Below are 21,006 nucleotides of genomic sequence, written 5' to 3'. Positions count from 1 at the left end.
AGTCTTAGCCGAGGCTGATCTGCACTTCCACACCTGCCGCGAGATCAAGCTTCATCAGCGCGTCAACGGTTTTATCCGTTGGCTGGACGATGTCCAGAACACGCTTATGAGTGCGAATCTCGTACTGGTCACGCGCGTCTTTGTTGACGTGCGGGGAGACCAGAACGGTGAAACGCTCTTTGCGGGTAGGCAGTGGAATTGGACCACGCACTTGTGCACCAGTACGTTTCGCGGTTTCCACGATTTCCTGGGTGGATTGGTCGATCAGGCGATGGTCGAAAGCCTTCAACCTGATACGGATTTGCTGATTTTGCATTGGATTTCAGACTCCAGGCTGTTCCCAACGGACGCACTACGCCCGCTAAAAGGAGGCGTGATTCTATAGACGCCCCAATTTAGTGTCAACCCAATAAAAAAAACCCCCGCTGAGCGGGGGTTTTTTCAATCGGTCGAGTGATTACTCGATGATTTTGGCTACGACGCCGGCGCCGACGGTACGACCGCCTTCACGGATAGCGAAGCGCAGACCGTCTTCCATTGCGATGGTCTTGATCAGAGTGACAGTCATCTGAATGTTGTCACCTGGCATTACCATTTCAACGCCTTCCGGCAGTTCGCAGTTACCGGTCACGTCAGTGGTACGGAAGTAGAACTGAGGACGGTAGCCTTTGAAGAACGGAGTGTGACGGCCGCCTTCTTCCTTCGACAGGACGTAGACTTCTGCGGTGAACTTGGTGTGCGGCTTGACCGAACCTGGCTTGACCAGAACCTGGCCACGCTCAACGTCGTCACGCTTGGTACCACGCAGCAGAACGCCGCAGTTCTCGCCAGCACGACCTTCGTCCAGCAGCTTGCGGAACATCTCAACACCGGTGCAGGTGGTGGTGGTGGTGTCACGCAGACCAACGATTTCCAGCGGATCTTGAACGCGGACGATACCACGCTCGATACGGCCGGTAACAACGGTACCACGACCCGAGATCGAGAATACGTCTTCGATTGGCATCAGGAACGGCTTGTCGATAGCACGCTCTGGCTCTGGGATGTAGCTGTCCAGAGTTTCAACCAGCTTCTTGACAGCGCTGGTGCCCATTTCGTTGTCGTCTTTGCCTTCCAGCGCCATACGAGCCGAACCGATGATGATCGGGGTGTCGTCGCCTGGGAAGTCGTAGGTGGACAGCAGGTCGCGAACTTCCATCTCGACCAGTTCCAGCAGCTCAGCGTCGTCTACCAGGTCAGCCTTGTTCAGGAAGACCACGATGTACGGAACGCCAACCTGACGGGACAGCAGGATGTGCTCACGGGTTTGTGGCATCGGACCATCGGCGGCCGAGCAAACCAGGATCGCGCCGTCCATCTGGGCAGCACCGGTGATCATGTTCTTCACGTAGTCAGCGTGACCTGGGCAGTCGACGTGAGCGTAGTGACGAATGTTCGAGTTGTACTCGACGTGAGCGGTGTTGATGGTGATACCGCGCGCTTTTTCTTCCGGAGCCGAGTCGATCTTGTCGAACTCAACGACTGCCGAACCGAAAACTTCGGAGCAGACGCGAGTCAGAGCTGCGGTCAGAGTGGTCTTACCGTGGTCAACGTGGCCGATGGTGCCGACGTTAACGTGGGGAAGGGAACGATCAAATTTTTCTTTAGCCACGACAGTGAACCTCTTGCCTAAAGGGGATTAGCCTTGTTTTTTAACGAGTGCTTCGACGATGTTCGACGGAGCTTCGGCGTATTTGGAGAATTCCATGGAGTAGCTTGCGCGACCCTGAGACATGGAACGAACGTCGGTCGCATAACCGAACATTTCTCCGAGCGGTACCTCAGCAGTGATTACCTTGCCGGACACCGAGTCTTCATTACCCTGGATCATCCCGCGACGACGGCTCAGGTCACCCATCACGTCACCCAGGTAGTCTTCCGGGGTTACAACTTCGACCTTCATGATCGGCTCAAGCACCACGCCACCGCCCTTCTGGGCCAGTTGCTTGGTCGCCATCGAAGCAGCGATTTTGAACGCCATTTCGTTGGAGTCGACGTCGTGGTACGAACCGTCGAATACCGTGGCCTTCAGGCCGAGCAGCGGATAGCCGGCAACAACGCCGTTTTTCATCTGCTCTTCGATACCCTTCTGGATCGGGGCGATGAATTCCTTAGGAATCACACCACCAACGACTTCGTTGGTGAAGACCAGACCTTCGGTGATGTTGCCCTTCTCGTCGACGTCCGGCTCCGAGAAACGGATCCAGCAGTGACCGAACTGACCACGACCGCCCGACTGACGAACGAACTTGCCTTCGATCTCGACGTTGGACTTGGTGATCTTCTCGCGGTACGAAACCTGAGGCTTACCGATGTTGGCTTCGACGTTGAACTCGCGCTTCATGCGGTCAACGAGGATGTCCAGGTGCAGCTCACCCATGCCCGAGATGATGGTCTGACCAGTCTCTTCGTCGGTCTTGACGCGGAACGACGGGTCTTCCTGGGCCAGTTTGCCCAGAGCGATACCCATCTTCTCCTGGTCAGCCTTGGTTTTCGGCTCTACGGAGAGCGAAATAACCGGCTCAGGGAAGTCCATACGCTCAAGGATGATTGGCTTGTCGGCGTTGCACAGGGTTTCGCCTGTGGTCACGTCCTTCATGCCGATCAGGGCCGCGATGTCGCCAGCGCGCACTTCCTTGATCTCTTCACGCTGGTTGGCGTGCATCTGCACCATACGACCAACGCGCTCTTTCTTGCCCTTGACCGAGTTGATGACGGAGTCACCGGAGGTCAGAACACCCGAGTAGACGCGAACGAAGGTCAGAGTACCCACGAACGGGTCAGTCGCGATCTTGAACGCCAGAGCCGAGAACGGCTCGTCGTCGTCAGCGTGACGCTCATCTTTACGAACAGCCGGATCGTCTTTGTCCAGATCCTTGTCATCCGGGTTGATACCCTGGATTGCAGGAATCTCGGTCGGAGCAGGCAGGTAGTCGATGACGGCGTCGAGAACCAGGGGAACACCCTTGTTCTTGAACGACGAACCGCAGACGGCCGGTACGATTTCGCTGGCCAGGGTGCGCGCGCGCAGACCGGCTTTGATCTCTTCGACGGTCAGCTCTTCGCCTTCCAGGTACTTGTTCATCAGCTCTTCGCTGGCCTCGGCAGCCGCTTCAACCATGTTGGAGCGCCACTCTTCAGCCAGCTCCAGCATATCGGCAGGAATTTCTTCCTCGCGATAGGTGGTGCCTTTGTCGTCGTCGTTCCAGTAGATAGCCTTCATCTTGATCAGGTCGACCTGACCCTGGAAGTTATCTTCCGAACCGATGGCCAGCTGAACAGGAACCGGGGTGTGACCCAGACGGTTCTTGATCTGACCTACGACGCGCAGGAAGTTTGCACCGGCACGGTCCATCTTGTTCACGTAAACAACACGTGGAACGCCGTATTTGTTGGCCTGACGCCATACGGTTTCGGACTGAGGTTCAACGCCGGAGGTACCGCAGAACACAACGACCGCGCCGTCGAGTACGCGCAGCGAACGCTCTACTTCAATGGTGAAGTCAACGTGGCCGGGGGTATCGATGACGTTTACGCGGTAGTTGTCGTACTGACCAACAGAGCCCTTCCAGAAGGTAGTTACGGCAGCGGAGGTAATGGTAATACCCCGCTCCTGCTCCTGAACCATCCAGTCGGTGGTCGCGGCGCCGTCGTGCACCTCGCCCATCTTGTGGCTCAGGCCTGTGTAGAACAGGATCCGCTCGGTAGTGGTGGTCTTGCCCGCGTCAACGTGGGCACAGATACCAATGTTACGGTAGCGGTTAATTGCTGTAGTACGAGCCATAAAGCCCTCGCAAAATGATTGATGCTTGAATTAGAAGCGGTAGTGCGAGAACGCTTTGTTGGCTTCAGCCATACGGTGAACGTCTTCACGCTTCTTGACTGCAGCACCCTTGCCTTCAGCAGCATCCAGCAGCTCGCCAGCCAGGCGCAGAGCCATCGACTTCTCGCCGCGCTTGCGGGCGTAGTCTACGAGCCAGCGCATTGCCAGAGCATTACGACGGGATGGACGAACTTCAACCGGAACCTGGTAAGTGGCACCGCCGACACGACGGGACTTTACTTCGACCAGCGGAGCGATGGCGTCGAGAGCTTTCTCGAAGATTTCCAGGGGGTCGCTGTTCTTGCGCTCTTTGACCTTGTCCAGTGCACCGTAAACGATGCGCTCGGCCACGGCCTTCTTGCCGCTTTCCATCACGTGGTTCATGAACTTGGCGAGGATTTGGGATCCGTATTTAGGATCGTCCAGAATCTCACGTTTTGCTGCTACACGACGTCTTGGCATGATAAGCCCTCAAACGGTCTTCAGGTTAGCCCGGGACGTGGGTCTTCGACCCCTGCCCGACCTTACTCTTATCGACTCAAAAAAATGGATGGGTGCAAACGACCGATTACTTCGGACGCTTGGTACCGTACTTCGAACGACCCTGGTTACGGCCTTTAACGCCCGAAGTATCCAGAGAGCCGCGAACGGTGTGGTAACGAACACCTGGCAAGTCTTTTACACGGCCGCCACGGATCAGGACGACGCTGTGCTCTTGCAGGTTGTGGCCTTCACCGCCGATGTACGAGGAAACCTCGAAACCGTTGGTCAGACGCACACGGCAAACTTTACGCAGTGCCGAGTTAGGTTTTTTCGGCGTGGTGGTGTACACGCGGGTGCACACGCCACGACGTTGCGGGCAGTTCTGCAGCGCAGGAACGTCGGACTTCTCGACCGAACGCTTACGCGGCTGACGTACCAGCTGGTTGATAGTTGCCATCTACTAGCTCCACTGATTGTCTTGCGACTCTATTGTCTTGCAAGAAAGCCAAAAATTGGCGAGACGGAGCCTCACCAAATTTAAGGGTACAAAAGTCTACGGAGGATCTTGCACCCAGTCAAGACGAGGCCCCGGCCCTCCCCGCCCGGTCATCGGCAACAATTCATGTCGACGATGGCCGTTCGGGGCTTGCCGGGGCCCTGCCCTGTACTTAGTTACCGCTGGAATTCAGCGCTTCGGTCAGTGCGGCTTCCACCTCACTGGCGCTCACACGCAGCGGTTTGTCGGCATCACGGCGGCGCTTGCGCTCGCTGTGGTAAGCCAGACCGGTACCGGCCGGGATCAGACGACCCACGACCACGTTCTCTTTCAGGCCGCGCAGGTAATCGCGTTTGCCGGTGACGGCCGCTTCGGTCAGTACGCGGGTGGTTTCCTGGAAGGAAGCCGCGGAGATGAACGATTCGGTCGACAGCGACGCCTTGGTGATACCCAGCAGCACACGCGAGAACTTCGAGATGAACTTGTCTTCGCTAGCGAGACGCTCGTTCTCGACCAGTACGTGAGTCAGTTCCATCTGGTCGCCCTTGATGAAGCTGGAATCACCCGACTCGGCGATCTCGACCTTACGCAGCATCTGACGCAGGATGGTCTCGATGTGCTTGTCGTTGATCTTAACGCCTTGCAGGCGGTAAACGTCCTGGATCTCGTTGACGATGTACTTGGCCAGCGCGCTCACACCCAGCAGACGCAGGATGTCGTGCGGATCGCTCGGGCCGTCGGAGATAACTTCGCCGCGGTTTACCTGTTCGCCTTCGAAGACGTTCAGGTGGCGCCACTTCGGAATCAGCTCTTCGTACGGATCGCTACCGTCGGTCGGCGTAATGACCAGACGGCGCTTGCCTTTGGTCTCTTTACCGAACGCGATGGTGCCGCTGACTTCAGCCAGAATCGAGGCTTCTTTCGGACGACGCGCTTCGAACAAGTCGGCAACGCGCGGCAGACCACCGGTGATGTCACGGGTCTTCGACGTTTCTTGCGGGATACGCGCGATAACGTCACCAACACCGATCTGTGCACCGTCAGCCACACCGACAAGGGCGTTGGCCGGCAGGAAGTACTGAGCCGGTACGTCGGTACCTGGCAGGTACAGGTCCTTGCCGTTGGCATCGACCATCTTGATTGCCGGACGGATTTCCTTGCCTGCGGCAGGGCGATCCTTGACGTCCAGAACTTCGATGTTGGTCAAACCAGTCAGTTCGTCGGTCTGACGCTTGATGGTGATGTTTTCTTCCATGCCCACGAAGGTCACGGTACCTTTCAGCTCGGTAACGATCGGGTGGGTGTGCGGGTCCCACTTGGCGACGATGGCGCCAGCTTCGACCTTGTCACCTTCCTTGACCGAAATGACCGCACCGTAAGGCAGCTTGTAACGCTCACGCTCACGACCGAATTCATCGGCAATGGCCAGCTCGCCGGAACGCGATACGGCAACCAGGTTGCCATCGGCGCGCACGACCTGCTTCAGGTTGTGCAGACGAACCATACCGCCGTTCTTCACCTGGACGCTGTCGGCAGCCGAGGTCCGGCTTGCAGCACCACCGATGTGGAACGTACGCATGGTCAGCTGGGTACCCGGCTCACCGATCGACTGTGCAGCGATAACGCCGACAGCTTCACCGATGTTCACCTGGTGACCACGAGCCAGGTCACGACCGTAGCACTTGGCGCAGATACCGTAGCGGGTTTCGCAGTTGATCGGCGAACGCACGATAACTTCGTCGATGCTGTTCAGCTCGATGAACTCGACCCACTGCTCGTCAACCAGGGTACCGGCTGGGACGATGACGTCCTCGGTGCCTGGCTTGAACACGTCACGGGCAATGACACGGCCCAGTACGCGCTCACCCAGCGGCTCGACAACGTCACCGCCTTCGATGTGCGGAGTCATCAGCAGGCCGTGGTCGGTGCCACAGTCGATCTCGGTCACGACCAGATCTTGCGCTACGTCTACCAGACGACGCGTCAGGTAACCGGAGTTCGCAGTTTTCAGTGCGGTATCCGCCAGACCCTTACGAGCACCGTGAGTCGAGATGAAGTACTGCAGTACGCTCAGACCTTCACGGAAGTTCGCGGTGATCGGCGTCTCGATGATCGAGCCGTCCGGCTTGGCCATCAGACCACGCATACCGGCCAGCTGACGGATCTGTGCTGCGGAACCCCGCGCACCCGAGTCAGCCATCATGTACATCGAGTTGAAGGACTCTTGCTCGACTTCCTTGCCCTCGCGGTCGATGACCTTCTCTTTCGAGAGGTTGGCCATCATCGCCTTGGACACTTCGTCGTTCGCCTTCGACCACAAGTCGATGACCTTGTTGTACTTCTCGCCCTGGGTTACCAGGCCGGAGGCGTACTGGCTCTCGATTTCCTTCACTTCGTCGGTAGCAGTACCGATGATGCGGGCTTTTTCGTCCGGGATAACGAAGTCGTTAACACCGATCGAAACGCCGGAAATGGTCGAGTAGGCAAAGCCGGTGTACATCAGCTGGTCAGCGAAGATGACAGTCTCTTTCAGACCAACCACGCGGTAGCACTGGTTGATCAGCTTGGAGATCGCTTTCTTCTTCATCGGCTGGTTGACCACGTCGTACGGCAGACCTGCCGGTACAACCTGGAACAACAGCGCACGGCCGACGGTGGTGTCGACGATGCGGGTGTTCTTGGTGACGGAGCCATCACGGTCATTCACGGTCTCGTTGATACGGACCTTGATTTTCGCGTGCAGGGCAGCTTCGCCGGCGCGGAATACGCGGTCGACTTCTTGCAGGTCAGCGAATACGCGACCTTCGCCCTTGGCGTTGATGGCTTCACGGGTCATGTAGTACAGACCCAGTACAACGTCCTGCGACGGAACGATGATTGGCTCACCGTTGGCTGGCGACAGAATGTTGTTGGTCGACATCATCAGCGCGCGCGCTTCGAGCTGGGCTTCCAGCGTCAGCGGCACGTGAACGGCCATCTGGTCACCGTCGAAGTCGGCGTTGTACGCCGCACAGACCAACGGGTGCAGCTGGATCGCCTTACCTTCGATGAGCACAGGCTCGAACGCCTGGATACCCAGACGGTGAAGGGTCGGTGCACGGTTGAGCAGTACGGGGTGTTCGCGGATGACCTCGGCGAGAACGTCCCACACCTCTGGCAGCTCGCGCTCGACCATCTTCTTGGCAGCCTTGATGGTGGTCGCCAGACCACGCATTTCCAGCTTGCCGAAAATGAACGGCTTGAACAGCTCGAGGGCCATTTTCTTCGGCAGACCGCACTGGTGCAGACGCAGGGTCGGGCCCACGGTAATTACCGAACGACCGGAGTAGTCCACGCGCTTACCGAGCAAGTTCTGACGGAAACGACCTTGCTTACCTTTGATCATGTCAGCCAGGGACTTCAGCGGACGCTTGTTCGAGCCAGTGATGGCGCGACCGCGACGGCCGTTGTCCAGCAGGGCGTCGACCGCTTCCTGCAGCATGCGCTTTTCGTTGCGCACGATGATGTCCGGCGCCGACAGATCGAGCAGGCGCTTCAGACGGTTGTTACGGTTGATCACCCGACGATACAGGTCGTTCAGGTCGGAGGTCGCGAAGCGGCCGCCATCCAGCGGTACCAGCGGACGCAGGTCCGGCGGCAGTACTGGCAGGACGGTCAGGACCATCCACTCAGGCAGGTTGCCCGAGCCCTGGAAAGCTTCCATCAGCTTCAGGCGCTTGGACAGCTTCTTGATCTTGGTTTCCGAGTTGGTCTGCGGAATCTCTTCGCGCAGGCGACCGATCTCGTGCTCCAGGTCGATAGCGTGCAGCAGCTCGCGGACAGCCTCGGCACCCATGCGGGCGTCGAAGTCGTCACCGAACTCTTCCAGCGCTTCGAAGTACTGCTCGTCGTTCAGCAGCTGGCCTTTTTCAAGGGTGGTCATGCCTGGGTCGATAACGACGTAGCTCTCGAAGTAGAGAACGCGCTCGATATCACGCAGGGTCATGTCCATCAGCAGGCCGATACGGGACGGCAGCGACTTCAGGAACCAGATGTGGGCAACCGGCGAGGCCAGTTCGATGTGCGCCATGCGCTCACGACGAACCTTGGCCAGGGCAACTTCAACGCCGCACTTCTCGCAGATCACACCGCGGTGCTTGAGGCGCTTGTACTTGCCGCACAGGCACTCGTAGTCCTTGACTGGGCCAAAGATCTTGGCGCAGAACAGGCCGTCACGCTCAGGTTTGAACGTACGGTAGTTGATGGTTTCCGGCTTCTTAACTTCACCGAACGACCACGAACGGATCATTTCAGGCGACGCCAGACCGATGCGGATGGCGTCGAACTCTTCGACTTGACCCTGGTTTTTCAGCAAATTCAGTAGGTCTTTCAAGGCCTTTCCTCCTGGCGGAGCAGGAAGCGGGCATTACCTGCCCCGCTCCCCTTCGCGTCACGTGTTATTCGGTTTCCAGATCGATATCGATACCGAGCGAACGGATCTCTTTGATCAACACGTTGAAGGACTCGGGCATGCCCGGCTCCATACGGTGATCGCCATCCACGATGTTCTTGTACATCTTGGTACGGCCGTTCACGTCGTCCGACTTCACTGTGAGCATTTCTTGCAGGGTGTATGCCGCGCCGTATGCTTCCAGCGCCCACACTTCCATCTCCCCGAAACGCTGACCACCGAACTGCGCCTTACCACCCAGCGGCTGCTGGGTAACCAGGCTATAGGAACCAGTGGAACGCGCGTGCATCTTGTCGTCCACCAAGTGGTTCAGCTTGAGCATGTACATGTAACCAACGGTCACAGGACGCTCGAACTTGTTGCCGGTACGGCCATCGAACAGCACCATCTGGCCGCTTTCTGGCATGTCTGCCAGTTTCAGCATGGCCTTGATCTCGCTTTCCTTGGCACCGTCGAAGACTGGGGTAGCCATAGGCACGCCCTTCTTCAGGTTGTTCGCCAGGGCAAGGATCTCTGCGTCGGTGAACTCTTCCAGGCTTTCCTGACGACCGCCGATCTCGTTGTAGATCTCGGTCAGGAACACGCGCAGCTCAGCGGCTTTGCGCTGCTCTTCGAGCATCCGGTCGATCTTCTCGCCCAGGCCTTTGGCCGCGAGGCCCAGGTGGGTTTCAAGGATCTGACCAACGTTCATACGCGAAGGTACGCCCAGTGGGTTCAGTACGACGTCGACCGGAGTACCGTTGGCGTCGTGCGGCATGTCTTCGACCGGCATGATCACCGAGACCACACCTTTGTTACCGTGACGGCCTGCCATCTTGTCGCCCGGCTGGATGCGGCGGCGGATAGCCAGGTAGACCTTGACGATCTTCAGTACGCCCGGTGCCAGGTCGTCGCCTTGCTGCAGCTTGCGCTTCTTGTCTTCGAACTTGTCGTCCAGCAGACGACGGCGATCGACGATGTAAGCCTGAGCCTTTTCCAGCTGTTCGTTCAGCGCGTCTTCGGCCATGCGCAGTTTGAACCACTGGCCGTGCTCCAGACCGTCCAGTACTTCGTCAGTGATCACGGTGCCTTTCTTCAGGCCCGCACCACCGTCGACCACTTGGCCGTTCAGGGCGGAACGCAGACGCTCGAAGGTTGCACCTTCGACGATGCGGAACTCTTCGTTGAGGTCCTTGCGGATCTCGTCCAGCTGCATCTTCTCGATGGCCAGGGCGCGGCTGTCGCGCTCAACGCCGTCACGGGTGAAGACCTGGACGTCGATGACAGTACCCTTGGTGCCGGTTGGCACACGCAGGGAGGTGTCTTTAACGTCGCTTGCCTTCTCACCGAAGATGGCACGCAGCAGCTTCTCTTCCGGCGTCAGTTGGGTCTCGCCTTTCGGAGTGACCTTACCAACCAGAATGTCGCCAGCGCCGACTTCGGCACCTACGTAAACGATACCGGCTTCGTCCAGCTTGTTCAGCGCAGCTTCACCCACGTTCGGGATGTCTGCGGTGATTTCCTCTGGGCCAAGCTTGGTGTCACGCGCCACACAGGTCAGTTCCTGAATGTGGATCGTGGTGAAGCGATCTTCCTGAACCACACGCTCGGACAGGCAGATGGAGTCTTCGAAGTTGAAGCCGTTCCACGCCATGAACGCGATGCGCATGTTCTGACCCAGTGCCAGTTCACCCATATCGGTGGACGGGCCGTCGGCCATGATGTCGTGACGCTTGACCACATCACCCTTGCTGACCAGCGGACGCTGGTTGATGCAAGTGTTCTGGTTCGAACGGGTGTATTTGGTCAGGTTGTAGATATCTACACCTGCTTCACCGGTTTCGACTTCGTCATCGGCAACACGCACGACGATACGGCTGGCATCGACCGAGTCGATCACGCCGCCACGACGGGCCACGACGCAGACGCCGGAGTCACGGGCAACGTTGCGCTCCATGCCGGTACCTACCAGCGGCTTGTCAGCGCGCAGGGTCGGTACAGCCTGACGCTGCATGTTCGAACCCATGAGTGCACGGTTGGCGTCGTCGTGCTCGAGGAACGGAATCAGCGACGCTGCGACCGAAACAACCTGCTTCGGCGAAACGTCCATCAAGGTGACGTCTTCTGGCGCCTTGACGGTGAATTCGTTCAGGTGACGAACTGCTACCAGCTCATCGATCAGCTGCTTCTTCTCGTTCATCGCGGCCGAAGCCTGGGCGATAACGTGATCCGCTTCTTCAATGGCCGACAGGAACACGATGTCGTCGCTGACCACGCCTTCCTTCACCACGCGATACGGGCTTTCGAGGAAGCCGTACTGGTTGGTGCGGGCATAGGCTGCCAGGGAGTTGATCAGACCGATGTTCGGACCTTCAGGGGTCTCGATCGGGCACACACGGCCGTAGTGGGTCGGGTGTACGTCACGGACTTCGAAGCCAGCACGCTCACGGGTCAGACCGCCAGGGCCGAGTGCAGAAACGCGGCGCTTGTGGGTGATCTCGGAGAGCGGGTTGTTCTGGTCCATGAACTGCGACAGCTGGCTGGAACCGAAGAACTCTTTCACCGCCGCCGCTACCGGCTTGGCGTTGATCAGGTCTTGCGGCATCAGGCCTTCGCTTTCGGCCATCGACAGACGTTCCTTGACCGCACGCTCAACGCGCACCAGGCCAACACGGAACTGGTTCTCGGCCATCTCGCCGACACAACGTACGCGACGGTTACCCAGGTGGTCGATGTCGTCGACGATGCCTTTGCCGTTACGGATGTCGACCAGGGTCTTGAGGACCTCGACGATGTCTTCCTTGCTCAGCACGCCCGAACCTTCGATCTCGGTACGACCGATACGACGGTTGAACTTCATGCGGCCTACGGCGGACAGGTCGTAACGCTCGGCACTGAAGAACAGGTTGTTGAACAGGGTCTCGGCAGCATCCTTGGTTGGCGGCTCGCCTGGACGCATCATGCGATAGATTTCGACCAGGGCTTCCAGCTGGTTGCTGGTGGTGTCGATCTTCAGGGTGTCCGAGATGAACGGACCGCAATCGATGTCGTTGGTGTACAGGGTCTCGATACGGACGACCTGTGCCTTGGCGACCTTGATCAGCAGCTCGGTGGTCAGCTCGGTGTTGCACTCGGCCAGGATCTCGCCGGTAGCCGGATGCACGATAGCCTTGGCGGTGGTGCGGCCCAGGACGTATTCCATAGGAACGTCGAGCTGCTTGACGCCGGCTTTCTCGAGCTGGTTGATGTGGCGCGCAGTGATGCGGCGACCCTGCTCGACAATGACCTTGCCGGTTTCGTCATGGATGTCCATGACCGCAACTTCACCACGCAGACGCTGAGGTACCAGTTCCAGGCTGAGTTTTTCGCCGGAAACGTGGAACACGTTGGTGGTGTAGAAGGTGTTCAGAACCTCTTCGGTGCTGTAACCCAGTGCGCGCAGCAGTACCGAGGCCGGCAGTTTGCGGCGACGGTCGATACGCACGAACACGCAGTCCTTCGGGTCGAACTCGAAGTCCAGCCAGGAGCCGCGGTAAGGGATGATGCGAGCGGAGTACAGCAGCTTGCCGGAGCTGTGCGTCTTGCCACGGTCGTGGTCGAAGAACACACCAGGCGAACGGTGCAGCTGGGAAACGATCACACGCTCGGTACCGTTGATTACGAAGGTACCGTTCTCAGTCATCAGGGGGATTTCACCCATGTAGACTTCTTGCTCTTTGATGTCCTTGATCGCTTTGTTCGACGATTCCTTGTCGAAGATGATCAGGCGCACCTTGACCCGCAGTGGGACCGCGAAGGTCACGCCACGCAGGACACATTCCTTCACATCGAAGGCGGGTTCGCCCAGGCGATAGCCTACGTACTCCAGGGCAGCATTGCCGGAGTAGCTGATGATCGGGAATACCGATTTGAAGGCCGCGTGCAGGCCGACGTCGCGGAACTGATCCTTGGATGCTCCCGCTTGCAGGAATTCGCGATACGAATCCAGCTGGATGGCCAGGAGGTAAGGCACATCCATGACGTCCGGCAACTTGCTAAAGTCCTTGCGGATACGTTTTTTCTCAGTGTATGAGTAAGCCATCAGCGTTCCCCAGCTTGGTCACCTGCTTGTTTGGCTTCTCCCGGCGGGAGCAGCCAGAAAATCGTGCAAACCCCTTGGTTTGCGCCACCCACATGGGTGTCTTGCAGCTCGTTATCGGGGCCGATCTGATCGGCCACCAATAACGGAAAAAGGCCGGTGGCATAAGCCACCAGCCATCAGCCTTGTGCTCAACGCTCAGGCTGGCATCGCAAAGTCGAAATTACTTCAGCTCGACTTTAGCGCCTGCTTCTTCCAGCTTCTTCTTAGCGTCTTCAGCGGCTTCTTTCGAAACGCCTTCAGCTACGACCTGAGGAGCGCCGTCGACTTTCTCTTTGGCTTCTTTCAGGCCCAGACCGGTCAGTTCACGAACGGCCTTGATCACGTTTACTTTCTTCTCACCGGCTTCAACCAGAACAACGTTGAACTCGGTTTGCTCTTCAACAACGGCAGCAGCAGCAGCTGGGCCAGCAGCGGCAACAGCAGCGGTAACGCCGAAGGTTTCTTCCATAGCTTTGATCAGCTCAACAACTTCCAGAACGGTTTTCTGGCCGATTGCTTCGATGATTTGCTCGTTAGTCAGGGACATGACTTAAATCCTGTATTGGGGTGACAGCCTTCGCAGCCATCAAATTAAACAAATGATTTTGAAAGAGGTTACGCCGCCTTAGGCAGCAGCAGCTTCTTTCTGGTCGCGAACGGCCGCCAGAGTACGAGCCAGCTTGCTGGTGGCGCCTTGAATCACGCTCATCAGACGTGCGATAGCTTCGTCACGGGTCGGCAAGGTAGCCAGTACATCGATCTGGTTGGCGGCAATGAATTTGCCGTCAAACGCAGCTGCCTTGATCTCGAACTTGTCCTGACCCTTGGCGAACTCTTTGAACAGACGAGCAGCAGCGCCCGGGTGTTCGTTGGAGAAAGCGATCAGGGTCGGGCCAGTGAAGGCGTCGTTGAGGACACTGAATTCAGTATCGGCAACAGCGCGCTTGAGCAGGGTGTTACGTACGACACGTACGTAAACGCCAGCTTCACGAGCCTCTTTACGGAGTCCGGTCATTGCGCCTACAGTCACACCACGGGCATCAGCCACGACAGCGGACAGAGCGACTTTGGCAGCCTCGTTGACTTCAGCGACGATGGCCTTCTTGTCTTCGAGTTTAATTGCCACGGGTTTACTCCTGGTTTCTACCGTTTCATCTGGCCGAAGCCGGATGTCGTTTTGGTGTCTGATTCGATAACGAATCGGGAGCACCATCTGCGTAGGCTTGTGGTTTAAGGCTTGCGCCGCCTACGGTCTTGGATAGCCCCCGCCAGGCAGGGACCCCAATTTTTTTGCTGGCGGCGCGACACGTCGCACCGCCATGGCCTTACGCGTTCAGCGAACCCTGGTCGATGACCAGGCCTGGGCCCATAGTGGTGCTCAGGGTAACGCGCTTGACGTAGATACCTTTCGAAGAAGCTGGCTTGATACGCTTCAGATCAGCGATCAGGGCTTCAACGTTTTCCTTCAGCTTGCCAGCTTCGAAGCCGACTTTGCCAACGGAGGTGTGAATGATACCGTTCTTGTCGGTACGGTAGCGAACCTGACCAGCCTTGGCGTTTTTGACAGCGCCGGCTACGTCTGGAGTCACAGTACCCACTTTCGGGTTAGGCATCAGGCCGCGAGGACCCAGAACCTGACCCAGCTGACCAACAACGCGCATGGCATCAGGCGATGCGATGACGACGTCATAGTTCAGGTCGCCGGCTTTCATTTCTGCAGCCAGATCGTCCATACCTACACGGTCAGCGCCGGCAGCCAGAGCGGCCTCAGCAGCTGGACCCTGGGTGAAGACGGCAACGCGCACGGTCTTGCCAGTGCCGTGTGGCAGCACAGTAGCGCTACGAACGACCTGGTCGGATTTACGCGGGTCAACGCCGAGGTTGACGGCAACGTCGAAGGATTCGCTGAACTTCACGGTGGACAGTTCGGCCAGCAGCACTGCTGCTTCTTCGAAGTTGTAAACTTTGCCAGCTTCGATTTTCGAAGCAATGGCCTTTTGGCGCTTGGTCAGCTTAGCCATTACACACCCTCCACGTTCAGGCCCATGCTGCGGGCAGAGCCAGCGATGGTGCGTACAGCAGCGTCCAGGTCAGCAGCGGTCAGATCAGCCTGTTTAGTCTTGGCGATCTCTTCGAGCTGAGCACGGGTCACGGTACCGACTTTAACGGTGTTCGGACGAGCCGAACCACTGGTCAGGCCAGCAGCTTTCTTCAGCAGAACCGAGGCAGGGGTGCTCTTGGTCTCGAAGGTGAAGCTACGGTCGCTGTAAACAGTGATGATCACAGGAGTCGGCAGGCCGGCTTCTTGACCCTGAGTACGGGCGTTGAAGGCCTTGCAGAATTCCATGATGTTCACACCGTGTTGGCCCAGTGCTGGACCAACGGGTGGGCTTGGGTTGGCCTGGCCGGCCTTAACTTGCAGCTTGATGTAAGCCTGAATCTTCTTAGCCATGAGCTACTCCAAAATCGGGTACAAACGCCAGATGGCTCCCCGGATGACTTGCGTTTTATCCCAGTGACGACAAAACCCCGCAGCACACAGGGCTGCGGGGTATGGGATGCTTCGTTCGCCTAGACCTTCTCGACCTGGCTGAACTCGAGCTCCACCGGAGTAGAGCGACCGAAAATGAGCACCGCCACCTGGAGGCGACTCTTTTCGTAGTTAACCTCTTCGACACTGCCATTGAAGTCAGCAAACGGACCGTCAATGACACGAACCACTTCACCTGGCTCGAACAGCGTCTTCGGCTTCGGCTTGTCGCTGCCGTCGGCAACGCGACGCAGGATAGCCTCTGCTTCTTTATCAGTGATTGGCGCAGGCTTGTCTGCGGTACCACCAATAAAGCCCATCACACGAGGGGTATCCTTGACCAAGTGCCAAGTCCCTTCGTTCATCTCCATCTGGACCAGTACATAGCCAGGGAAGAATTTGCGCTCACTTTTGCGCTTTTGGCCGTTACGCATTTCAACGACTTCTTCGGTCGGAACCAGAATTTCGCCGAAACCGTCTTCCATGCCAGCCAGCTTGACGCGCTCGATCAGCGAGCGCATCACATGCTTCTCGTAACCCGAGTAAGCATGCACTACGTACCAACGCTTAGCCACGGGACACCCTTAGCCAACAATCAAGGAGACCGCCCAGCCGAGCAGGGAATCAAGACCCCACAACAGCAGCGCCATAACCAGAACTACAGCCACGACAATCAGCGTGGTCTGAGTGGTTTCTTGGCGGGTCGGCCACACGACTTTACGGATCTCGGTACGAGCTTCCTTCGCCAGCGCAAAGAACGACTTACCCTTCGCAGTCTGCAAGGCAACAAAGCCAGCAGCCGCAGCCAGGGCGAGCAATGCGAGTACGCGATACAGGATTGGGGAGGCGGAGTAATACTGATTACCCACGACGCCAACAACCACCAAAGCAACTACAGCCAGCCACTTGAACAGATCAAAACGCGATTCTTGGGCTTCAGTTTTGGGAGTCATCGGGGAGGATCCTGTGAGAAGAAAGCCAATCACACCGAGGTGAATGGCAGGTCAGGAGGGAATCGAACCCCCAACCTACGGTTTTGGAGACCGTCGCTCTGCCAATTGAGCTACTGACCTGTAACGCTGTATCAGGCCGGCCATTATACCGGCCTGATCAAGTAAATCAACTACTTATTCAATAATTTTTGCTACGACGCCGGCGCCGACGGTACGACCGCCTTCACGGATAGCGAAGCGCAGACCGTCTTCCATTGCGATGGTCTTGATCAGAGTGACAGTCATCTGAATGTTGTCACCTGGCATTACCATTTCAACGCCTTCCGGCAGTTCGCAGTTACCGGTCACGTCAGTGGTACGGAAGTAGAACTGAGGACGGTAGCCTTTGAAGAACGGAGTGTGACGGCCGCCTTCTTCCTTCGACAGGACGTAGACTTCTGCGGTGAACTTGGTGTGCGGCTTGACCGAACCTGGCTTGACCAGAACCTGGCCACGCTCAACGTCGTCACGCTTGGTACCACGCAGCAGAACGCCGCAGTTCTCGCCAGCACGACCTTCGTCCAGCAGCTTGCGGAACATCTCAACACCGGTGCAGGTGGTGGTGGTGGTGTCACGCAGACCAACGATTTCCAGCGGATCTTGAACGCGGACGATACCACGCTCGATACGGCCGGTAACAACGGTACCACGACCCGAGATCGAGAATACGTCTTCGATTGGCATCAGGAACGGCTTGTCGATAGCACGCTCTGGCTCTGGGATGTAGCTGTCCAGAGTTTCAACCAGCTTCTTGACAGCGCTGGTGCCCATTTCGTTGTCGTCTTTGCCTTCCAGCGCCATACGAGCCGAACCGATGATGATCGGGGTGTCGTCGCCTGGGAAGTCGTAGGTGGACAGCAGGTCGCGAACTTCCATCTCGACCAGTTCCAGCAGCTCAGCGTCGTCTACCAGGTCAGCCTTGTTCAGGAAGACCACGATGTACGGAACGCCAACCTGACGGGACAGCAGGATGTGCTCACGGGTTTGTGGCATCGGACCATCGGCGGCCGAGCAAACCAGGATCGCGCCGTCCATCTGGGCAGCACCGGTGATCATGTTCTTCACGTAGTCAGCGTGACCTGGGCAGTCGACGTGAGCGTAGTGACGAATGTTCGAGTTGTACTCGACGTGAGCGGTGTTGATGGTGATACCGCGCGCTTTTTCTTCCGGAGCCGAGTCGATCTTGTCGAACTCAACTACTGCCGAACCGAAAACTTCGGAGCAGACGCGAGTCAGAGCTGCGGTCAGAGTGGTTTTACCATGGTCAACGTGGCCGATAGTGCCAACGTTTACGTGTGGTAGGGAACGATCAAACTTTTCCTTAGCCATCGATACAATCCTCCGCAGAAGAAATAGTCTTACGCTGATAAAGCTGATAAAACAAAGGCAGATATTTTCATATCTGCCTTGTTTATATGGAGCTCTTGAGCGGACTTGAACCGCTGACCTCACCCTTACCAAGGGTGTGCTCTACCAACTGAGCTACAAGAGCGAAACACTTTGCGCAAAATCCAGCAAACTTGGAGCGGGTAGCGGGAATCGAACCCGCATCATCAGCTTGGAAGGCTGAGGTTCTACCACTAAACTATACCCGCGGAGCTTGCGGCTCTCGCTAAAACTGGTGGAGGGAGAAGGATTCGAACCTTCGAAGCTCTCGCAACGGATTTACAGTCCGTCCCCTTTGACCGCTCGGGAATCCCTCCAGATGTGGCCGGCATTCTATTTGTCTGCCGTCCTAGTGTCAAGCGTTTTTTCAAATTTTTTCAATCAAATCTGAAACTTAGCTGCTTTGACACCGCTTCCAGCTCTACCACCTCAGTGGTGTTCCCTGTGAAGCGGGCGCCATTCTATCAAGCTATTCGCCAGTTGCAATACCCTGGCAGAAAATAATTTTATGTTTTAAGTCTTTGAAATCGTTGGAAAGAGCGACGAGTACTGTTTGGTCCAGCAAACGCTCGCTTTCCGGGGAAATCTTGAGCCAGAGACCATCAGCGCCCGGTAACTGACCCGACACCGGCAACGCATTGATATCCAGGCTCAGCAGCCGCTGGCGCAGTGCATCGAGCTGCTCTTTTGCCGCCAGGCCACCTACTACCAGGCATTCATCACGACGACGGGCCGGCGCGGACACACCGGTTTCACGCAACAGGCGAATTTCTTGCTGACTACCTTTGTACAACGACAGCGGGGCGACATCCTTGGCCTTGAGCGGGGCTTCCTGTTGGTGCCAGACGTAATAGAAGACGTTGAGCACCAGCAACAGCAGAAACAACCAACGCATAAGCACCTCAGTCCAGTGGGCAGGCCATTGCCAGGCCAACGAATACCAGGTCAGGGACTACGCGCGCCGTCGGTGCTGCTTCACGCACCAGCGGCGCATCCCCACCGGTAAGGAACACCGTAAAATTCTCCCCCCACAGCGCCCGCGCCTGCTCAAGCTGAGTATGGGCAAAGCCTTGCAACATCAACACACAGCCACGCTCCACAGCCTCGACCGTCGAGCGGCCAGGGGCAAGGCTTGTCAGTGCGCGTACTGCCGAAGCATCGTCATAGCGGATACGCCGTGTGTGCGTACGCAGCTGGCTGCGCATCAGCGGCATGCCCGGGCAGATGTAACCGCCCAGGTGCTCGCCATCGGCGGCAATGAAATCGGATTTGGCGGCGGTGCCAAGATCAATCACCAGACAAGCCCCCTTGGCCAGGTGGAATGCACCCAATGCTGCAAGCCAACGATCCATGCCCAGGCGCTGGTAGTCTTCATAACCATTGCGCACCCCTGCCATTTGCTGAGCAGGTTCGGCAACGCGCGCCACCACCGAGAACGCCTGGCGGATCAGCGCGCAGAGCGCCGCGGTTTCTTCTTCGCTGCGCACACTGACGATACGGCAGCCAGACAAACGCAACGACGCCAACGCACTGACCTCGGCCACCAATGCCTGGTCGGAATCGACAATACCGCCGCCCACGATCGTAGCGTCGGCGGCGTGAATGACTCGCCATTTAATGAAGCTGTTACCGCAATCGAGCTCAAGAATCATCACGCAACCTCAAACTGAGCTCACCACCACTGAAGCTCTTTTCTACACCTTCGACTTCAAGGCGCAAACCGCCCTGCCCGTCCACCCCCAGCACCACCCCATCAATGCGGGTACTGCCAGCAACAAGCGATACGTTACGCCCCTGCCATAGATGCGCCTGCTCCCATTCTTCCTGGAATGCAGCAAACCCATAGCGGCGGTGACGCGCCAATTCATGCTGCAACTGCTGACTGAGCTTTGCCACCAGACGGTTGCGATCAATAGCGGTGCCAACCTCTCGCCGCATTGAGGTCCACTCCTGGTCGACCCGGTCGTTGGCTTGCATGTTCACATTGATACCTATTCCAAGCACAACGTGACACACGTCTGCAGGATCACCCACTAACTCAAGCAAGATACCGGTGATCTTCTGCCCACGAACAAGCACATCATTGGGCCATTTCAGCCCCACTTCCTTTACTCCAAAGCCCTGCAGGGTCCGCATCACTGCCAACCCCACCACCAGGCTCAGCCCTTCGAGCTGACGCATGCCACCTTCGACACGCAGGACCAGACTGTAATAGAGGTTCTCTGCGAAAGGGCTGACCCATTGGCGACCGCGGCGGCCACGCCCAGCGCTTTGGCGCTCGGCAAGCACCAGGAATGGCGCCGGCTGCCCTTCGCTTGCAAGCCGAAGCCCTTCAGCATTGGTTGAATCGATGGTTTCGTGGATGAAAACAGGCCACTGCTCACCCTCGGCGAATTCATTGATCGCTTGTGATTCGAGCAGGGCGAGAGGTGCCGCCAGCTGGTAGCCACGCCCACGAACCTTGTGAATGGTGAGGTTCAGCTCACTCTCCAGGTGCTGCAGCTGCTTCCAAACGGCGCTGCGACTCACCCCGAGGGCTGCCCCCAAGGCTTCTCCGGAATGGAACCGGCCATCCTTGAGGAGATTCAACAACTTCAGCATGCCAGTCTCGACTTGGAATAAGGCTGGCATGATAGCTATGGGTAGTGGGCTTGCATAGGAAAAGGGCTGCCCGGAAAGACCGCAGGAAGGACTATTTTCGGCCCTGA

At 57.5% G+C, this 21,006-nt stretch carries 18 protein-coding genes and 4 tRNA genes; all 22 read right to left on the bottom strand.

What is annotated here, in order from left to right:
- Window positions 1–4 precede the first annotated feature (4 nt).
- The 22 genes from rpsJ to birA all read right to left on the bottom strand — a co-directional run bounded on the left by rpsJ (window position 5) and on the right by birA (window position 20,899).
- Complete coding sequence (gene rpsJ, locus GIB19_RS13345) at window positions 5–316, bottom strand: 30S ribosomal protein S10 (RefSeq protein ID WP_003186070.1); 312 nt, start codon at window positions 314–316, stop codon at window positions 5–7.
- Window positions 317–457: 141 nt separating this feature from the next.
- Window positions 458–1,651, bottom strand: coding sequence for an elongation factor Tu (tuf, locus tag GIB19_RS13340; RefSeq protein ID WP_016484647.1), 1,194 nt, complete (start codon window positions 1,649–1,651; stop codon window positions 458–460).
- A 27-nt stretch (window positions 1,652–1,678) separates the two neighbouring features.
- Window positions 1,679–3,823 carry an elongation factor G gene (gene fusA, locus GIB19_RS13335; RefSeq protein WP_027595471.1) on the bottom strand — a complete coding sequence of 715 codons (2,145 nt, stop codon included), beginning with the start codon at window positions 3,821–3,823 and terminating at the stop codon, window positions 1,679–1,681.
- A 30-nt stretch (window positions 3,824–3,853) separates the two neighbouring features.
- Window positions 3,854–4,324: a 30S ribosomal protein S7 gene (rpsG, locus tag GIB19_RS13330; protein WP_008089143.1), complete on the bottom strand. Its 471-nt coding sequence runs from the start codon at window positions 4,322–4,324 to the stop codon at window positions 3,854–3,856.
- A gap of 106 nt (window positions 4,325–4,430) precedes the next feature.
- Window positions 4,431–4,802 carry a 30S ribosomal protein S12 gene (gene rpsL, locus GIB19_RS13325; RefSeq protein ID WP_003255492.1) on the bottom strand — a complete coding sequence of 124 codons (372 nt, stop codon included), beginning with the start codon at window positions 4,800–4,802 and terminating at the stop codon, window positions 4,431–4,433.
- A 211-nt stretch (window positions 4,803–5,013) separates the two neighbouring features.
- Window positions 5,014–9,213 (bottom strand): DNA-directed RNA polymerase subunit beta', encoded by a 4,200-nt coding sequence (rpoC, locus tag GIB19_RS13320; protein ID WP_027595470.1) that lies wholly within the window; start codon window positions 9,211–9,213, stop codon window positions 5,014–5,016.
- Window positions 9,214–9,277: 64 nt separating this feature from the next.
- On the bottom strand, window positions 9,278–13,351 hold the full coding sequence (gene rpoB / locus GIB19_RS13315; protein WP_027595469.1) for a DNA-directed RNA polymerase subunit beta: 4,074 nt from the start codon (window positions 13,349–13,351) through the stop codon (window positions 9,278–9,280).
- On the bottom strand, window positions 13,351–13,521 hold the full coding sequence (locus GIB19_RS13310) for a hypothetical protein (protein ID WP_155951450.1): 171 nt from the start codon (window positions 13,519–13,521) through the stop codon (window positions 13,351–13,353). The genes rpoB and GIB19_RS13310 overlap by 1 nt, the downstream gene beginning before the upstream one ends.
- A 50-nt stretch (window positions 13,522–13,571) precedes the next feature.
- Window positions 13,572–13,937, bottom strand: a complete 366-nt coding sequence (gene rplL, locus GIB19_RS13305; protein ID WP_007957596.1) for a 50S ribosomal protein L7/L12 — start codon at window positions 13,935–13,937, stop codon at window positions 13,572–13,574.
- A gap of 78 nt (window positions 13,938–14,015) precedes the next feature.
- Window positions 14,016–14,516 (bottom strand): 50S ribosomal protein L10, encoded by a 501-nt coding sequence (gene rplJ, locus GIB19_RS13300; RefSeq protein ID WP_027595468.1) that lies wholly within the window; start codon window positions 14,514–14,516, stop codon window positions 14,016–14,018.
- Window positions 14,517–14,715: 199 nt separating this feature from the next.
- Window positions 14,716–15,411 carry a 50S ribosomal protein L1 gene (rplA, locus tag GIB19_RS13295; protein WP_027595467.1) on the bottom strand — a complete coding sequence of 232 codons (696 nt, stop codon included), beginning with the start codon at window positions 15,409–15,411 and terminating at the stop codon, window positions 14,716–14,718.
- Window positions 15,411–15,842: a 50S ribosomal protein L11 gene (gene rplK / locus GIB19_RS13290; protein ID WP_027595466.1), complete on the bottom strand. Its 432-nt coding sequence runs from the start codon at window positions 15,840–15,842 to the stop codon at window positions 15,411–15,413. The genes rplA and rplK overlap by 1 nt, the downstream gene beginning before the upstream one ends.
- Before the next feature lie 119 nt (window positions 15,843–15,961).
- Entirely contained in the window at window positions 15,962–16,495 is a 534-nt protein-coding gene (gene nusG, locus GIB19_RS13285) for a transcription termination/antitermination protein NusG (RefSeq protein WP_003255501.1), read from the bottom strand.
- 9 nt (window positions 16,496–16,504) lie between these two features.
- On the bottom strand, window positions 16,505–16,873 hold the full coding sequence (gene secE / locus GIB19_RS13280; protein WP_027595465.1) for a preprotein translocase subunit SecE: 369 nt from the start codon (window positions 16,871–16,873) through the stop codon (window positions 16,505–16,507).
- A gap of 44 nt (window positions 16,874–16,917) precedes the next feature.
- A tRNA-Trp gene (locus GIB19_RS13275) sits at window positions 16,918–16,993 on the bottom strand.
- Between the two features lie 54 nt (window positions 16,994–17,047).
- Window positions 17,048–18,241 (bottom strand): elongation factor Tu, encoded by a 1,194-nt coding sequence (gene tuf / locus GIB19_RS13270; RefSeq protein WP_016484647.1) that lies wholly within the window; start codon window positions 18,239–18,241, stop codon window positions 17,048–17,050.
- A gap of 87 nt (window positions 18,242–18,328) precedes the next feature.
- Window positions 18,329–18,404 (bottom strand) — tRNA-Thr (locus GIB19_RS13265).
- 29 nt (window positions 18,405–18,433) lie between these two features.
- A tRNA-Gly gene (locus GIB19_RS13260) sits at window positions 18,434–18,507 on the bottom strand.
- A 24-nt stretch (window positions 18,508–18,531) separates the two neighbouring features.
- A tRNA-Tyr gene (locus GIB19_RS13255) sits at window positions 18,532–18,615 on the bottom strand.
- A gap of 152 nt (window positions 18,616–18,767) precedes the next feature.
- The gene (locus GIB19_RS13250; RefSeq protein WP_027595484.1) at window positions 18,768–19,193 is read right to left on the bottom strand and encodes a hypothetical protein; all 426 of its coding nucleotides are present in this window, start codon (window positions 19,191–19,193) and stop codon (window positions 18,768–18,770) included.
- Between the two features lie 7 nt (window positions 19,194–19,200).
- Window positions 19,201–19,950 carry a pantothenate kinase gene (locus tag GIB19_RS13245; protein WP_027595483.1) on the bottom strand — a complete coding sequence of 250 codons (750 nt, stop codon included), beginning with the start codon at window positions 19,948–19,950 and terminating at the stop codon, window positions 19,201–19,203.
- Window positions 19,940–20,899 carry a bifunctional biotin--[acetyl-CoA-carboxylase] ligase/biotin operon repressor BirA gene (gene birA / locus GIB19_RS13240; RefSeq protein WP_099428194.1) on the bottom strand — a complete coding sequence of 320 codons (960 nt, stop codon included), beginning with the start codon at window positions 20,897–20,899 and terminating at the stop codon, window positions 19,940–19,942. The genes GIB19_RS13245 and birA overlap by 11 nt, the downstream gene beginning before the upstream one ends.
- Between the last annotated feature and the right edge of the window lie 107 nt (window positions 20,900–21,006).

Source organism: Pseudomonas sp. ITEM 17296, assembly GCF_028895205.1.
GTDB lineage: Bacteria > Pseudomonadota > Gammaproteobacteria > Pseudomonadales > Pseudomonadaceae > Aquipseudomonas > Aquipseudomonas kermanshahensis.
Note: the sequence above shows the minus strand (reverse complement) of the source record. Positions and strands in the feature narration are given on the sequence as shown.

Excerpts from the sequence above, each read along its gene's own strand:
- rpsJ (WP_003186070.1), bottom strand. The coding sequence starts at position 316 with ATGCAAAATCAGCAAATCCGTATCAGGTTGAAGGCTTTCGACCATCGC.
- fusA (WP_027595471.1), bottom strand. The coding sequence starts at position 3,823 with ATGGCTCGTACTACAGCAATTAACCGCTACCGTAACATTGGTATCTGT.
- rpsG (WP_008089143.1), bottom strand. The coding sequence starts at position 4,324 with ATGCCAAGACGTCGTGTAGCAGCAAAACGTGAGATTCTGGACGATCCT.
- rpsL (WP_003255492.1), bottom strand. The coding sequence starts at position 4,802 with ATGGCAACTATCAACCAGCTGGTACGTCAGCCGCGTAAGCGTTCGGTC.
- rpoB (WP_027595469.1), bottom strand. The coding sequence starts at position 13,351 with ATGGCTTACTCATACACTGAGAAAAAACGTATCCGCAAGGACTTTAGC.
- rplL (WP_007957596.1), bottom strand. The coding sequence starts at position 13,937 with ATGTCCCTGACTAACGAGCAAATCATCGAAGCAATCGGCCAGAAAACC.
- rplA (WP_027595467.1), bottom strand. The coding sequence starts at position 15,411 with ATGGCTAAGCTGACCAAGCGCCAAAAGGCCATTGCTTCGAAAATCGAA.
- rplK (WP_027595466.1), bottom strand. The coding sequence starts at position 15,842 with ATGGCTAAGAAGATTCAGGCTTACATCAAGCTGCAAGTTAAGGCCGGC.
- secE (WP_027595465.1), bottom strand. The coding sequence starts at position 16,873 with ATGACTCCCAAAACTGAAGCCCAAGAATCGCGTTTTGATCTGTTCAAG.
- tuf (WP_016484647.1), bottom strand. The coding sequence starts at position 18,241 with ATGGCTAAGGAAAAGTTTGATCGTTCCCTACCACACGTAAACGTTGGC.
- GIB19_RS13250 (WP_027595484.1), bottom strand. The coding sequence starts at position 19,193 with ATGCGTTGGTTGTTTCTGCTGTTGCTGGTGCTCAACGTCTTCTATTAC.
- GIB19_RS13245 (WP_027595483.1), bottom strand. The coding sequence starts at position 19,950 with ATGATTCTTGAGCTCGATTGCGGTAACAGCTTCATTAAATGGCGAGTC.
- birA (WP_099428194.1), bottom strand. The coding sequence starts at position 20,899 with ATGCTGAAGTTGTTGAATCTCCTCAAGGATGGCCGGTTCCATTCCGGA.